The 14535-nt window shown below is 66.9% G+C and carries 14 protein-coding genes; 11 read left to right on the top strand and 3 right to left on the bottom strand.

Annotated elements, in window-relative coordinates; genetic code table 11:
• Positions 1 to 57 precede the first annotated feature (57 nt).
• The 4 genes from efp (at position 58) to BKH32_RS00810 (ending at position 2944) form a co-directional block, all read left to right on the top strand.
• Complete coding sequence (gene efp, locus BKH32_RS00825; protein ID WP_075248188.1) at positions 58 to 621, top strand: elongation factor P; 564 nt, start codon at positions 58 to 60, stop codon at positions 619 to 621.
• The gene (gene nusB, locus BKH32_RS00820; RefSeq protein ID WP_075248187.1) at positions 621 to 1112 is read left to right on the top strand and encodes a transcription antitermination factor NusB; all 492 of its coding nucleotides are present in this window, start codon (positions 621 to 623) and stop codon (positions 1110 to 1112) included. Before efp ends, nusB begins: the two co-directional genes overlap by 1 nt.
• A gap of 115 nt (positions 1113 to 1227) precedes the next feature.
• Complete coding sequence (locus BKH32_RS00815) at positions 1228 to 2082, top strand: hypothetical protein (protein WP_256690232.1); 855 nt, start codon at positions 1228 to 1230, stop codon at positions 2080 to 2082.
• A gap of 310 nt (positions 2083 to 2392) precedes the next feature.
• Entirely contained in the window at positions 2393 to 2944 is a 552-nt protein-coding gene (locus tag BKH32_RS00810; RefSeq protein ID WP_081376640.1) for a hypothetical protein, read from the top strand.
• 124 nt (positions 2945 to 3068) lie between these two features.
• On the opposite strand, the gene BKH32_RS14050 is transcribed toward BKH32_RS00810, so the two are convergent.
• The gene (locus BKH32_RS14050) at positions 3069 to 3545 is read right to left on the bottom strand and encodes a transposase (RefSeq protein WP_218638452.1); all 477 of its coding nucleotides are present in this window, start codon (positions 3543 to 3545) and stop codon (positions 3069 to 3071) included.
• Positions 3542 to 3967 (bottom strand): hypothetical protein, encoded by a 426-nt coding sequence (locus BKH32_RS14045; RefSeq protein ID WP_218638451.1) that lies wholly within the window; start codon positions 3965 to 3967, stop codon positions 3542 to 3544. Before BKH32_RS14045 ends, BKH32_RS14050 begins: the two co-directional genes overlap by 4 nt.
• Positions 3968 to 4120: 153 nt before the next feature.
• Here BKH32_RS14045 and BKH32_RS00800 point away from each other — a divergent pair, with 153 nt between their 5' ends.
• Positions 4121 to 4729 carry a hypothetical protein gene (locus BKH32_RS00800; RefSeq protein WP_075248185.1) on the top strand — a complete coding sequence of 203 codons (609 nt, stop codon included), beginning with the start codon at positions 4121 to 4123 and terminating at the stop codon, positions 4727 to 4729.
• A 104-nt stretch (positions 4730 to 4833) separates the two neighbouring features.
• Here the strand turns inward: BKH32_RS00800 and BKH32_RS00795 are convergent, their stop codons facing one another.
• Entirely contained in the window at positions 4834 to 5697 is an 864-nt protein-coding gene (locus tag BKH32_RS00795; RefSeq protein WP_075248184.1) for a glycoside hydrolase family 16 protein, read from the bottom strand.
• 391 nt (positions 5698 to 6088) lie between these two features.
• On the opposite strand from BKH32_RS00795, the gene pyrR reads away from it, so the two are divergent.
• The 6 genes from pyrR to pyrF are packed head-to-tail and all read left to right on the top strand — an operon-like array spanning position 6089 to position 14523.
• Positions 6089 to 6760 carry a bifunctional pyr operon transcriptional regulator/uracil phosphoribosyltransferase PyrR gene (gene pyrR, locus BKH32_RS00790; RefSeq protein WP_075248183.1) on the top strand — a complete coding sequence of 224 codons (672 nt, stop codon included), beginning with the start codon at positions 6089 to 6091 and terminating at the stop codon, positions 6758 to 6760.
• Positions 6757 to 7746 (top strand): aspartate carbamoyltransferase catalytic subunit, encoded by a 990-nt coding sequence (locus BKH32_RS00785; protein WP_070663012.1) that lies wholly within the window; start codon positions 6757 to 6759, stop codon positions 7744 to 7746. Before pyrR ends, BKH32_RS00785 begins: the two co-directional genes overlap by 4 nt.
• Positions 7743 to 9065 (top strand): dihydroorotase, encoded by a 1323-nt coding sequence (locus BKH32_RS00780; protein WP_075248182.1) that lies wholly within the window; start codon positions 7743 to 7745, stop codon positions 9063 to 9065. The genes BKH32_RS00785 and BKH32_RS00780 overlap by 4 nt, the downstream gene beginning before the upstream one ends.
• Positions 9058 to 10281, top strand: a complete 1224-nt coding sequence (gene carA / locus BKH32_RS00775; protein WP_075248181.1) for a glutamine-hydrolyzing carbamoyl-phosphate synthase small subunit — start codon at positions 9058 to 9060, stop codon at positions 10279 to 10281. Before BKH32_RS00780 ends, carA begins: the two co-directional genes overlap by 8 nt.
• Position 10282: 1 nt before the next feature.
• On the top strand, positions 10283 to 13642 hold the full coding sequence (gene carB / locus BKH32_RS00770) for a carbamoyl-phosphate synthase large subunit (protein ID WP_075248180.1): 3360 nt from the start codon (positions 10283 to 10285) through the stop codon (positions 13640 to 13642).
• Positions 13639 to 14523, top strand: coding sequence for an orotidine-5'-phosphate decarboxylase (pyrF, locus tag BKH32_RS00765; protein ID WP_075248179.1), 885 nt, complete (start codon positions 13639 to 13641; stop codon positions 14521 to 14523). The genes carB and pyrF overlap by 4 nt, the downstream gene beginning before the upstream one ends.
• Positions 14524 to 14535 lie beyond the last annotated feature (12 nt).

The raw sequence follows: 14535 nt of genomic DNA, 5'->3' as shown, positions 1-14535 counted from the left end.
GTGCCTCGCGGTAGGATCAGCGCGTCCCAGATGCAATGCAACAGTGAGGAAACCCTCGTGGCCACGACGAACGACCTGAAGAACGGCATGGTGCTCAACCTCGAGGGCCAGCTGTGGCAGGTAGTGGAGTTCCAGCACGTCAAGCCCGGCAAGGGCCCCGCCTTCGTGCGTACCAAGATCAAGAACGTCCTGTCCGGCAAGACCGTCGACAAGACCTTCAACGCCGGCCTCAAGGTCGAGACCGCCACCGTTGACCGGCGTGACATGCAGTACCTCTACAAGGACGGCGACGACTACGTCTTCATGGACGTCAAGTCCTACGAGCAGACCTACGTCCCCTCGGCCACCGTCGGCGACGCCGCCACCTTCATGCTGGAGAACCAGGAGGTCATCGTGGCCTTCCACGAGGACGCGGTCCTGTTCGTCGAGCTGCCGGCCTCCGTGGTCCTGACCATCTCCCACACCGAGCCGGGACTCCAGGGCGACCGCTCCAGCGCCGGCACCAAGCCCGCCACCGTCGAGACCGGTGCTGAGATCCAGGTCCCCCTGTTCCTCAACACCGGGGACAAGGTCAAGGTGGACACCCGCTCCGGCTCCTACATCTCCCGTGTCAACGACTGATGACCGAGCATCCCGAGGAGGACTCGAGCCACTCGAGCCCCGCGTCGCGCCACCCGGTCACCGCCCGCACCAAGGCACGCAGGCGTGCCATCGAGATCCTCTTCGAGGCCGATCAGCGCGGGATGCTGGGCGCTGAGGGCGCTGAGGAGCTGCGCTCCTTCGCACAGCTGCGCGCCGTCAGCTCGGCCAACCACACTGAGGCCCCTGCCTACACCCGGGAGATCCTCAACGGTGTGTGCGACCACCTGGGCGACGTCGACGAGACGATTCAGACCTACGCCCAGGGGTGGACCCTGGGGCGCATGCCGGCCGTCGACCGCGCCATTGCGCGAGTCGCTACCTGGGAGATCGTCTACAACGACGACGTCGACGCTCCTGTTGCCGTGGATGAGGCCATGACGCTGAGCCGGATGCTCTCCACCGACGAGTCTCCCAGGTATCTGGGAGGGCTTCTGGGGCGTATCGGCGACCTCGCGGACACGTTGCGCTGAGTCATGGGGTAAGGGACTCACGGCATGGGGCGGACTCCCTATGCCGTGAGCTGCGCCCATCCGGCACCGTTGGCCTAGGCTGAGGCCATCCCCTCTGCCGATGCTGGAGCACCCCGTGAGTCACCTACCTCCCCAGGAGCCCAACGACTACCCCTACATCAAGGGCACCGGCGCACAGACGGGCGGGGCGAGCAGCACCGAGAACCCCGCAGCGGTGCCGCCTGCTCCCGATGACGCCGGCTACCCCTGGGCGGGACCGGCACCGGTCTACCCCGCAGGGCCTTATCCCTTCGGAGGCTTCCAGCTGCCTTCAGGAGCTCCCGGTGGGTATCCGTGGAACGGACCCATGCCTGTTCCCTCCGGTCCCTACCCCCCGATGGGACTGACCCCGGTTCTTGGATTCGCCTGGAACGACCCGGTGCGCACATGCGAGCTCAAACGCGCCGCGAATCGTAGGGTCTCGCTCTCCAGCGGCATCATCGGCGTCGTCACCATGATCATCCAGATGATCATCATCGTCACCATGTTCCTCGCCACCGAGTACATGGGCCAGCAGGACTCGTTCTTGCTGTTCGTCTCCCTGCTCATCGTGATCTTCGCTCCGATATTCGTTGGCATCGGATGGATCACCACCTTCATCCTCGCTCTCATCGCCTGTATTCAGGCCCGTTCCCGCATGCCCCAGGTCCAGCCCGATGGATGGGTCGAGGCCAAGACACCAACGATGGCGCTGTTGGTCACGAGCATCGTGGCGGGACTGCCCACCGTCATCATGTACGTGATCCTGTACGAGAGACTCTCGCGCTACCATCTCGCTGATTTCATCGATGGATTCCTGGAGCCATTGCTCATCTTCTGCGGCCTGCCGCAGGTCCTGATCGCGGTGGGGTTCGCCTTTCTTCTCGGCATGAGTAAGGCGCTGGACCCAGCGGTCAGAGAGTCTCAGGCCCCGGGAACGCAGCCGGCATGATCTCCCGGTGCCGATAGAACTCGGACGCCGGCGTACCATCGAGATCCTCTTCGAGGCCAATCAGCGAGGGATTACCGAGCGCTGAGCCATGGAACAAGGGGGGCTCACGGCAAGGGGTGGACTCCCTATGCCGTGAGCTGCGCCCATCCAGCACCGGTGGCCTAGGCTGAGGCCATCCCCTCTGCCGACGCTGGAGCACCCCGTGAGCCACCTACCTCCCCAGGATCCCAACAACGACCCCCATATCCAGGGCGCCGGTCACCCACGGAACACCCCCATACCTGTTCCTTACGGCCGCTACAAACCCACGGTGGGGCAGACACCTGCTCCTGGCTTCGGCTGGAATGACCCGGTCCTGACGACGGTTCAGCGCAAGCGCTCCGCGACCCGCACGGTTTCACTCTTGAGCGGCATCGTTGGGATGATCACCATGATCATCCAGATGATCTTTACCACTACCTTTCTCGCCTTGCTCATCACCCACGGGGAGTACGACCTGCCGTATGGATTCTTTGCCCTTTTCGTTGTGCTCGTCACCCCGTATATCGTTGGTGTTGCTTGGGTCGCTACTTTCATCCTTGCTCTCATCGCTTGTATTCGGGCGCATTCTCGGACGCCTCAGGTTCAGCCTGATGGATGGGTCGAGGCCAAGATGCCAACGTCGGCTCTGCTGGCCGCGAGTGTCGTGGCGGGACTTCCCACCTTTATCGTTTGTGTCGTTTGGCCTTTGATGGCCTTGTCCGGCTCCGCTCTCGAACCACTGCTTGTCGTGTGCGCCCTGGTGGAGGTTCTGATTGCAGTGGGGTTCATCGTTCTGCTCCGCATGAGTAGGGCTTTGGACCCGGCGGTGAGAGTGCCTTAGGAGCCGGGAGCCCGGGATACTGAGTACTGAGTCCTGGCGCGAGAGGGCGCGCGGCATGGGGTGGGCTCCCGCGCCCATCCGACTCCGGTGGCCTAGATGATTGATTCCAAGGGGGTGTGGGTGGTTAGTGGTCGTAGGGGGTCAGGGAGCATAGGTGGGGGTTGCCGGTTTTGTCGTTGTGCCAGATGGTGGCCGTCAGGGCCAGGATGCGTTGAGCGACGCGTGCGGTGACTGCGGTGGGGGTGCGCCCGTTGTGCCGCTCGAGCTGGTCGGTGAGGGTGTCGAAGACGGACTCGATCCTCTGGCGTAACGGGCGCAGGAGACCGGCGCCGGGCCGTGGGGTCTGGTTGCGTGCGGCTGGGTGCAGCAGGGTCAGCCCTGCCTGGTTCGGGTCGTCCTCCAGGTCCTTGGAGCGGTAGCCCTTGTCGGCGATGATCGTGTGGGCGCTGGTGGGCGCCAGGTGCTCGAGCATGCTGCGCAGGACCTCGCGCTCGTCCTGGCTGGGACTGGTGACTGCCCAGGCCACCGCAAGACCGTGAACGGTGCACACCAGGTGCAGGCGCAGGCCCCAGAAGAAGCGTGAGTGCGAGGCGCTGGTCACCCGTAGCCGGCCCATCCCGCCAGGGCTGAGCGCATCACGGTGGGCCCAGAGCGGGCGCACTCAATGGGGGTGGAGTCGACCAGGTGCACGTCGTCGGTGTAGACGCTGGTGGTGGTGGCCAGTGCGGCCGCCAACCACCCGATAGTGCCGGCCAGGGCGCGCAGGCGCTTGTTGTAGCCGGACTGGCCCGGGATGTAGGGGAACATGCCTGTCAGGTGCTTGCGGGCGTAGCGCAGGAAGCGTCTTTCGGTGTTGATGCCCACCAACGGTGCGATGGCGGCCAGGGTGAGGACCTCGGCGTTGGTGATCGCCGGGGTGATCCTCACCCGCGGGCGGCGCGGGAGGATCTCAGGGTGGGTCTTCAGCAGGTCATCAGCAGTGACGTACAGTGCGGTGGCGAGGGTCTCCAGGTCGGTGTCCACTTTCTCAAGCTCCCAGCGTGAGGAAACGGTTCTAGCAGCACCGATCCTGCGAGATCCTCGCCCCTACCCCAAGCCCCCACACCAACCCACACCCCCTTGGAACCAATCATCTAGGCTGAGGCCATCCCCTCTGCCGATGCTGGAGAGTACCCTATGCCTGTTCCTTACGGCCGCTACAACCCTTCGATGGGGCCGGCTCCTGTTTCTGGCTCCGGCTGGAATGACCCGGTCTTGAGGGAGGTACAGCGCAAGCGCTCCGCGACCCGCAAGATCTCGCTCTCCAGCGGCATCATCGGGATCATCACCATGATCATCCAGATGATCGTCACGACCACCTTTTCCGCCGCCATCACCTTCCCAGGGGCGCAGCACCAGGACCTGGAGTTCACACTCCTTGATTCCCTTGCCCTTCTCATGCTGATCTTCGCCCCGTTCATCGTTGGTCTCGGATGGATCGCTACTTTCATCCTTGCTCTCATCGCTTGTATTCGGGCGCATTCCCGGACGCCTCGGGTCCAGCCTGATGGATGGGTCGAGGCCAAGATGCCAACGTCGGCTCTGCTGGCCGCGAGCATCGTGGCGGGACTTCCCACCCTCATCATGTATGTCACTTGGCCCTCGGACGCCTCCGAATCACTGCTTGTCGCCTGCGGCCTGAGCCAGCTCCTGATCGCGGTGGGGTTCGCCTTTCTTCTCCTTACGAGCAAGGCGCTGGACCCAGCGGTCAGAGAGTCTCAGGCCCCGGGAACGCAGCCGGCATGATCTCCCGGTGCCGATAGAACTCGGACGCCGGCGCATCCCCTCAGCCTGCGCCACCGCGTCCTGGTGAACCAGGCCGGAGCGCAGGCTGAGGGGCGCCGCATCAGCTACTCATCCATGGCCCGTACGACGATGTAGTCAATATCCACCTGGGCATGAGTGAAGCCCTCGTGCTTGAGCCGCCCCCGGTGGATGCTTCCGCTGTGCGTGGTCAGGCAGATGTGGTACGCGGCGTCGTCACCGAAGCACTCATCGAACTCCTTCTCCGATGCCGAACGCGATACCTCGTGGTAGGGATGCCCGTCGAAGAGGAAGAGAATGCTCTCGGGGGTCTTCTCCATCCCGTAGGTGTGCCACTGGGCGAGGTCGGGCCGCGGTGAGACCCCCAGGTTGCTTCCTTTGCCCCCCGCCTGGCCGTAGTGCACAGTCGACTCGGCGATGCCGGTGGCGCTGCCGCCACCATAGGTCTCCACGACATCGATCTCGCCCCCGTTGTCATCGTCGTCCGCCCGCAACCAGATGCCGGCGAAGAGGCCCTCAGTCGACTGGGGGAAACGCGCCCTGGTCTCCAAGGAGCCGTAGACGAAGGAGAACAGCCCCTGCGTGGTGACAAAGGCCTGGTTCACGTAGCGGAGGGTCGCCTCCTTGTCGAAGCGGTTCTGGAATCCCTTGAGGGCAGTGGCGCGCTTGCGCCACAGGAGGTGCCCGACACCGTTGCTGACGCTGTGGGTGTCATGGGTGAACACCCCCCAGTCATAGCTGGCGCAGGACTCGGGCTCCGAGCGGTTGTTACGCCAACGTGACGGGGAGAAGTCCGTCCCGCTGGAGAACTGCTCATTGAAGATGATGCTGCTGAAATCGTAGGACGATTCGGCCGCCGCTGCAGGCGAGGGGGAGGCGAGGCCTGTGGCGGCCAGTCCTGCCCCGGCGCTGAGGCCGGTGATGATCGAACGTCGGGTAGGGAGTGTCATGAGGGCGTTCCTTGCTTGAGAAGAAGTCGCTGACGCAGCAGCAACACCGGACTTTTCCTGCCCCGCGACATCGTTCAGCTCTCAATCGGGCTCAGATGGATCCGGCACTCACTTCTCAAGCTCTCGACATGTTGTGACGATCTCGCAGTCAGCGTCTGACGACGCCTGAGCATTGGGCTAAGAGTAAACATTGTCACGGATGATGTGTAGACGCGAGACACGTCCTGCTGCAGCTGCCATCGGGTGCCGAGCCGTTTCGCAGCCGTTGACGTGACCTTCGTCTCGGAGGTCCGTTCTGCGTGGGTGAGCACAACCCGACGGAGGTGACGTACACTCGCTGGCGACCGACATCCTTTAAGTCCGTCCAGAGAGGCGGGGAAGGAGGCCTGAAATGGCCGAACGTTTGTCAGGCGCCTTGAGCGCACCATCTCAGGGCAAGGAGATCCTCGGACCTCCCGATATAGCCCGCTCCCTGTTCCGTATCGCGCACGAGATCCTGGAGCGCAACCACGGGACTCAGGACATCGTCGTTCTAGGGATCCCCAGCGGGGGAGCGCCACTTGCGCACAGACTCGTCGAGGCGCTCGCCGTCGCCTCGGGTGAAGGCACGCAGTGGTCCAAGCAGACGGGGCAGGCGCAGACCGCCGACGCCAAGGTTCCGGTCGGCACCCTGGACATCACCATGTACCGCGATGACCTGGGACGTCACCCCATCCGAGTTCCCCGCCCCACGGAGATCCCCCAGGGAGGCATTGACGGCAAGGTCGTCATCCTCGTCGACGACGTCCTCTACTCCGGGCGCACCATCCGAGCCGCCCTCGACGCCCTGGGCGCCGTGGGCCGTCCTCGGGCCGTGCAGCTGGCCACACTCGTGGACCGCGGACACCGGGAGCTGCCCATTCGTGCTGACTACGTGGGCAAGAATCTGCCGACCTCCCGTACCGAGAAGGTCGTGGTCTCCCTGACCGAGCTCGGCGCCTCCACCGACGCCGTCACCATCGTCCCCGCAGACGTCCCCACTGAGCGTTCGAGTGAGCGCAGCAACCAGGAGGCCACCCGATGAAGCACCTGCTCTCCGCCAAGGACCTCACCCATGACGAGGCGGTCATGGTCCTGGACACCGCCGAGGCGATGGCCGCCACCCAGCGCCATGCGGTCAAGAAGCTCCCGACACTGCGCGGCAAGACCGTGGTGAACCTCTTCTTCGAGGACTCCACCCGCACCAGGCTCTCCTTCGAGGCCGCCGCCAAGCGCCTGAGCGCCGACGTCATCAACTTCTCGGCCAAGGGCTCCTCACTGTCCAAGGGCGAGTCCCTCAAGGACACCGCCCAGACGATCATGGCCATGGGGGCGGACGCCGTCGTCGTGCGCCACTCCGCCTGTGGCGCCGCGCACCTGCTGGCTCACGCCGGCTGGATCAACGTGCCGGTTCTCAACGCGGGGGACGGCACCCACCAGCACCCCACCCAGGCCCTCCTGGACGCCATGACGCTGCGGCGCTGGTACGTCCCCGGAGCGCCTGCCACAGCGGACGGCAGCCCCTGCCCGCAGGGGCGCGACCTGGAAGGCGCCCGCCTCATCATTGTCGGCGACGTCCTGCACTCCCGGGTGGCCCGATCCAACGTGGACCTCATGACGGCGCTCGGCGCCAAGGTCACCCTCGTGGCGCCTCCCACACTGCTGCCCGTCGGCATGGACGACTGGCCCTGCGAGGTCTCCTACAACCTCGATGAGGCGATCGAGGAGATTCAGCCCGACGCAGTCATGATGCTGCGCATCCAGCGTGAGCGCATGAGTGCCGCCGGCGGGGGCTTCTTCCCGAGCCCTGCCGAGTACTCCAGCGTCTACGGTCTCACCTCCGCCCGTCGCCGGGCCATGCCGGAGCACGCGATCGTCATGCACCCCGGCCCCATGAACCGCGGCCTCGAGATCACCGCCGAGGCCGCCGACGACCCCCGCTCGCGCATCATCGAGCAGGTCGGCAACGGAGTCTCCGTTCGCATGGCCGCCCTCTACCTCCTCCTCGCTGACGAAGGGAACCAGCTGTGACCTCCCACCTCCTGACCGGTGTCCGCCCCTACGGCGAGGACCCCACTGACATTCTCATCACCGACGGCACCATCACCGCCATCGGTCCTGACGCAGCGGCGAAGGCCCCGGCCGACGTCCAGCGCCATGACCTGGACGGGCTCGTCGCCCTGCCCGGGCTCGTCGACATCCACACTCACCTGCGCGAGCCCGGAGGGGAGTCCGCTGAGACCATCTACTCCGGTACCCGCGCCGCAGCCGTCGGCGGCTACACCGCCGTCTTCGCGATGGCCAACACCACGCCCGTCCAGGACAGCGCCGGTGTCGTTGAGCAGGTGCTGCGGCTGGGCCGTGAGGCCGGCTGGGTGGACGTCCATCCGGTGGGCGCCGTCTCAGCGGGACTGGCCGGTGAGCACCTGTCCGACATGGGTGCCATGGCGACCTCCGCCGCCCGAGTGCGCGTCTTCTCCGACGACGGCAAGTGCGTCTCCGACCCCGTCCTCATGCGTCGAGCCCTGGAGTACGTCAAGTCCTTCGACGGCGTCATCGCCCAGCACGCTCAGGACCCCCGCCTCACCGAGGGATCCCAGATGCATGAGGGTGTCGTCTCCGCCGAGCTGGGCCTGCGCGGCTGGCCTGCAGTGGCCGAGGAGTCGATCATCGCCCGCGACGTCCTGCTGGCCGAGCATGTGGGCTCGCGTCTGCACGTGTGCCACCTGTCCACCGCGGGCAGCGTCGGCATCATCCGCTGGGCCAAGTCCCGCGGCATCAATGTCACCGCCGAGGTCACGCCGCACCACCTCCTGCTGACCGACGAGATGGCCCGCACATACTCCCCGCTGTACAAGGTCAACCCCCCGCTGCGCACTACCGAGGACGTCGAGGCGGTTCGCGAGGCCCTGGCCGATGGCACCATCGACGTCGTCGGCACCGACCACGCCCCGCACCCGGTGGAGGACAAGGACTGCGAGTGGCAGGCCGGAGCCTTCGGCATGACGGGCCTGGAGACTGCCCTGAGCGTCCTGATCGAGACGATGGTCAGCACCGGCCGCATGACCTGGCGCGACATCGCCCGGGTCATGTCCTCGGCCCCGGCCAGCATCGGGCGCCTGAGCGACCAGGGGTGCGAGCTCGAGGTCGGGGCCCCGGCCAACATCACGGTGGTCGATCCCGAGGTGCGCCGCACCGTCGACGGCTCCGCCCAGTGGACCGGCTCCACCAACACCCCCTACGCGGGCATGGAGCTCCCGGGGCAGGTCATGGCCACCTTCCTCCACGGTCGTCCCACCGTCCTGGACGGGGCTCCCGTTGAGGCCCCGGCCGGCTTAGCTCATGCCTGAGTCGAGTCACCGCCCAGCCGCCCTCCTCGTCCTGGAGGACGGCTGGGCCCTGCGGGGCCGCAGCTACGGGGCTCAAGGGCGCACCATTGGAGAGATCGTCTTCTCCACCGGGATGACGGGGTACCAGGAAACACTCACCGACCCCTCCTACCACCGCCAGATCGTGGTGCAGACCGCGCCGCACATCGGTAACACCGGGGTCAACGACGAGGACGCCGAGTCGGACCGTATCTGGGTTGCCGGCTACGTCGTACGCGAGCCCGCTCGACGAGCTTCCAGCTGGCGCTCCCGCCGCGAGCTGGAGGACGATCTGCGTGACGCCGGCATTGTCGGCCTCTGCGAGGTCGACACCCGGGCCCTGACCCGGCATCTGCGTGAGGCCGGCGCCATGCGCGGCGGCATCTTCTCCGGTCAGGCCCTGCCGTCCGGTGCTACCGACCCCGGTGGTCCCAGTCAGGCCTGCATCGACATCTGCCTGGAGGCCGTGCGCAGTGAGCCTCCCATGAGCGGCCGTGCCCTGGCCGCCGAGGTGACCACTCCCTCCGGCTACGTCGTCGAGCCCACCGGGCCGGCCGAGGGGCAGGAACCGGTCGCGGTGCTGGCCGCCATCGACCTGGGCATCAAGTCCCGCACCCCGTGGCAGTTCGCTGAGCGCGGCGTACGTGTCCATGTCCTGCCCCAGTCCACGACTCTCTCCGAGCTCCTTGCCCTCAGGCCTGATGGCGTCCTGTTCTCCAACGGCCCCGGTGACCCGGGAAGTGCCGACGCCGAGATCAGTCTCCTGCGCGGCGTGCTCGACGCGCGCATCCCCTTCTTCGGCATCTGCCTGGGCAACCAGCTCCTGGGACGGGCCCTGGGCTACGGCACCTACAAGCTCGCCTACGGGCACCGCGGTGTCAACCAGCCCGTTGTGGACCGCGCCACCGGCAAGGTGGAGATCACGGCCCACAACCACGGCTTCGCCGTCGACGCGCCCGTTGACGAGCCCTCCATAGCCCCCTTCGACAACGGCCGTTACGGTCGGGTGGAGGTCTCCCACCTGGGACTCAACGACGGCGTCGTCGAAGGGCTACGGGCACTGGACCTGCCGGCCTTCTCCGTCCAGTACCACCCCGAGGCCGCTGCCGGTCCCCATGACGCCGAGCACCTCTTCGACCGATTCATCCGTCTCATGCGGGAGCACCGCCGGGGCCAGGACCGCGAGGACACGAACTGACATGCCTGCTCGCTCTGATATCACCTCCGTCCTCGTCATCGGATCGGGCCCCATCGTCATCGGGCAGGCCTGCGAGTTCGACTACTCCGGCACCCAGGCCTGCCGCGTCCTGCGCGTTGAGGGAATCCGCGTCATCCTGGTCAACTCCAACCCGGCCACGATCATGACCGACCCCGACGTCGCCGACGCCACCTACATCGAGCCAATCACCCCCGAGGTGCTGACCACCATCATCGCCAAGGAACGGCCCGACGCCCTCCTGCCCACCCTGGGCGGGCAGACCGCCCTCAACGCCGCCATGAGCCTGGTCGAGCGCGGTGTGCTCGATGAGTACGACGTCGAGCTCATCGGCGCCTCCGCCGCGGCCATCAACGCCGGGGAGGACCGTGACGAGTTCAAGGACGTCGTCGAGCGCTGCGGCGCCGAGGTCGCCCGCAGCGTCATCGCCCACACCATGGATGAGTGCCGCGCGGGAGTCGATGCCCTGGGCGGCTACCCGGTCGTCGTGCGCCCCTCCTTCACGATGGGTGGCCTGGGCAGCGGCGTCGCCTTCAATGACGCGGACCTGCATCGCATCGCCGGGGCGGGTCTGGCGGCCTCCCGCACCACCGAGGTCCTCCTGGAGGAGTCGATCCTCGGCTGGAAGGAGTACGAGCTCGAGCTCATGCGCGACACCGCCGACAACGTGGTGGTCGTGTGCTCCATCGAGAACGTCGACCCCGTGGGAGTGCATACCGGTGACTCCATCACCGTGGCCCCCGCCCTGACCCTCACCGACCGCGAGCTCCAGCGGCTGCGGGACATCGGCATCGCCGTCATCCGGGAGGTCGGGGTCGATACCGGGGGCTGCAACATCCAGTTCGCCGTCGACCCTGCCACCGGCAGGATCATCGTCATCGAGATGAACCCGCGCGTCTCGAGGTCCTCGGCCCTGGCCTCCAAGGCCACCGGCTTCCCGATCGCCAAGATCGCCGCACGCCTGGCCGTGGGTTACACGCTCGACGAGATCCCCAACGACATCACCGGCTCCACTCCGGCATCCTTCGAGCCGACCCTGGACTACGTGGTCGTCAAGGTCCCGCGCTTCGCCTTCGAGAAGTTCCGGGGCGCCGACCCCAGGCTCACCACCACCATGAAGTCGGTGGGAGAGGCCATGGCGATCGGCCGCTCCTACACCGAGGCCCTCCAGAAGGCCTTGCGCTCCCTGGACAAGAAGGGATCCGTCTTCCACTGGGACGGACCGGACCCCAGTCAGCAGCAGACCGCTGAGCTGCTGGAGTCCATCGCCGTCCCCAGCGAGCACCGGCTGGTCGACCTCCAGCAGGCCGTACGCGGCGGAGCCACGATTGCTCAGCTCCACGCGGCCACCCGCATCGACCCCTGGTTCCTGGACCAGATGCTGCTTCTTGAGGAGGTGGCCCAGGAGGTCAAGGGCGCATCCGCGCTCACTCCGGAGGTCCTGGCCCTGGCCAAGCGCCACGGCTTCTCCGACGTCCAGGTCGCCACCCTGCGTGGCATCAGCGAGGACACGGTGCGAGAGATCCGCCACGCCTTCGGCCTGCGGCCCGTCTACAAGACCGTGGACACCTGCGCCGCCGAGTTCGCCTCGCGCACCCCCTACCTCTACTCCAGCTACGACCTGGAGACCGAGGTGGCATCCCGTGAGCGTGAGGCCGTCATCATCCTGGGCTCGGGCCCTAACCGAATCGGCCAGGGCATCGAGTTCGACTACTCCTGTGTTCACGCCGCTATGGCGCTGTCCGATCGTTACGAGACCGTCATGGTCAACTGCAACCCCGAGACCGTCTCCACCGACTATGACATCTCCGACCGGCTCTACTTCGAGCCCCTGACCTTCGAGGACGTCATCGAGATCTACGAGGCGGAGCTGGCGGCCGGCCCCGTGACCGGTGTCATCGTCCAGCTCGGTGGCCAGACGCCGCTGTCTCTGGCCGCCAGGCTGGCCGAGGCCGGGGTGCCGATCCTGGGGACAAGCCCCGAGGCCATCGACGCCGCTGAGGACCGCGAGGCCTTCGGCGTCGTTCTTCAGCGAGCCGACCTGCCCGCACCGGCGCACGGAACCGCTCTGAGTGATGAGCAGGCGCGCTCAGTGGCCCAGAACATTGGCTATCCGGTCCTGGTGCGCCCCAGCTATGTGCTCGGTGGTCGCGGCATGGAGATCGTCTACGACGCCCAGGGACTCGACGACTATCTCCAGCGCGCCAGTCTTGAGCCCGGAGGCGTCTACGGGACCGGGCCACTACTCATCGACCGTTTTCTCGACGACGCCATCGAGATCGATGTCGACGCCCTGTACGACGGCAGCGAGCTGTTCCTCGGCGGGGTCATGGAGCACATCGAGGAGGCCGGTATCCACTCAGGTGACTCCGCCTGCGTCATGCCGCCCATGACCCTGTCCGACACGGAGATCGCCCGTATCCGGCGCTCCACTGAGGCGATCGCCAAAGGGGTGGGTGTGCGAGGGCTGCTCAACATCCAGTTCGCCCTGGTCTCCGATGCTCTCTACGTCATCGAGGCCAACCCTAGGGCCTCGCGCACAGTCCCCTTCGTCTCGAAGGCATCCGGAGTGCAGCTCGCCAAAGCGGCGGCCCTCATCATGACGGGGGAGACGATCGCCTCGCTCAGGTCCTCCGGCCACCTGCCCAGGGCCGACGCCGCCGTTACCGATCCCGATGACCCGATCGCCGTCAAGGAGGCGGTCCTACCCTTCAAACGGTTCCGTACCACCGAGGGCCGCGTGGTCGACACGATCCTGGGTCCGGAGATGCGTTCCACCGGAGAGGTCATGGGTTACGACGTCGACTTCCCCCGGGCCTTCGCCAAGTCCCAGGCCGGTGCCTACGGTGGCCTACCAGGAGAGGGCACGCTGTTCGTGTCGGTGGCCGACAGGGACAAGCGAGCCATCATCCTGCCGGTGGCCCGGCTCGCAGAGCTCGGCTTCACGGTCCTGGCCACCACCGGGACCGCACAGGTGCTGCGCCGCAACGGGATCGAGGCCATGGCTGTGCGCAAGATCAGTCAGGGCGTCGGCGCCCACGGCGAGCAGACGATCGCCGGACTCATCGAGTCCGGAGCCATCGACATGGTGGTCAACACCCCCAAGGGCCAGGGTGCCCGCGCCGACGGGTACTCCATCCGCGCGGCCACCACCGGCGCCGACCGTCCCATCATCACCACCGTCCAACAGCTCCAGGCAGCGGTCCAGGCCCTCGAGGCCCAGCTGCGCGGTCCCTTCCAGGTTCGCAGCATCCAGGAGCACATCGCCGCCCGCCGATCCCGACGAGGCTCGGTTCCCGAGCCCCACCCCGTGGCCCCCGTTGACGACAAGGAGACCAGATGAGTCCCGCAGCCTCTCACCAGCCCAGTCGTACCAGACGCCCCTTCGGCTCCCGTCTGGCTGACGCCATGGATGACCACGGCCCCCTGTGCGTCGGCATCGACCCCCACCCGAACCTGCTCGAGGCCTGGGGGCTGGCCGACTCGGCGGCGGGGCTGCGGGACTTCGCCCTGCGGACCGTCGACGCAGTCGAAGGACACGTGGCCGCCGTCAAGCCGCAGTCCGCCTTCTTCGAGCGTCACGGCAGCGCCGGCATCGCGGTCCTCGAGGAGACCCTGGCGGCCCTGCGCGACGTCGGCACCCTGTCCGTTCTCGACGTCAAGCGCGGTGACATCGGTTCCACCATGGCCGGCTACGCCCAGGCCTACCTGTCCGACGACGCTCCTCTGGCCGCCGACTCCATCACCGTCTCGCCCTACCTGGGCTACGGGTCCCTCGCCCCTGCGTTCAACCTCGCCGAGGCCAGCGGTCGGGGCGTCTTCGTCCTGGCCCTGACCTCCAATCCGGAAGGAGCCGGGGTCCAGCACGCCGTCAACGGGGACCAGGCCGTGGCCGCCGGCATCGTGGAGGGCGTGGCCGCGTCCAACGCCCAGGCCAGTGGCGAGGGCCGGCTCGGCTGCGTCGGGCTGGTCATCGGAGCCACCGTCGGCGGGGCCGTCTCTGACCTGGGAATCGACCTGCAACGCGCCAACGGCCCGTTGCTGGCGCCCGGGGTCGGTGCCCAGGGAGCAGGGCCGGCCGAGCTGGAGGCCGTTTTCGGGGCGGCGCGCCGTCAGGTCCTGGCCTCCACCTCACGCGGGGTTCTCAAGGCCGGCCCCTCCATCGAAGCACTGCGAAAAGCCGCGTCGGCGTCTTCCTACGAGGCTGCGACGGCCCTCCGCTGAGTCTTCAGACGC

This window comes from Actinomyces oris, assembly GCF_001929375.1.
GTDB classification, from domain to species: Bacteria; Actinomycetota; Actinomycetes; order Actinomycetales; family Actinomycetaceae; genus Actinomyces; species Actinomyces oris_B.
Note: the sequence above shows the minus strand (reverse complement) of the source record. Positions and strands in the feature narration are given on the sequence as shown.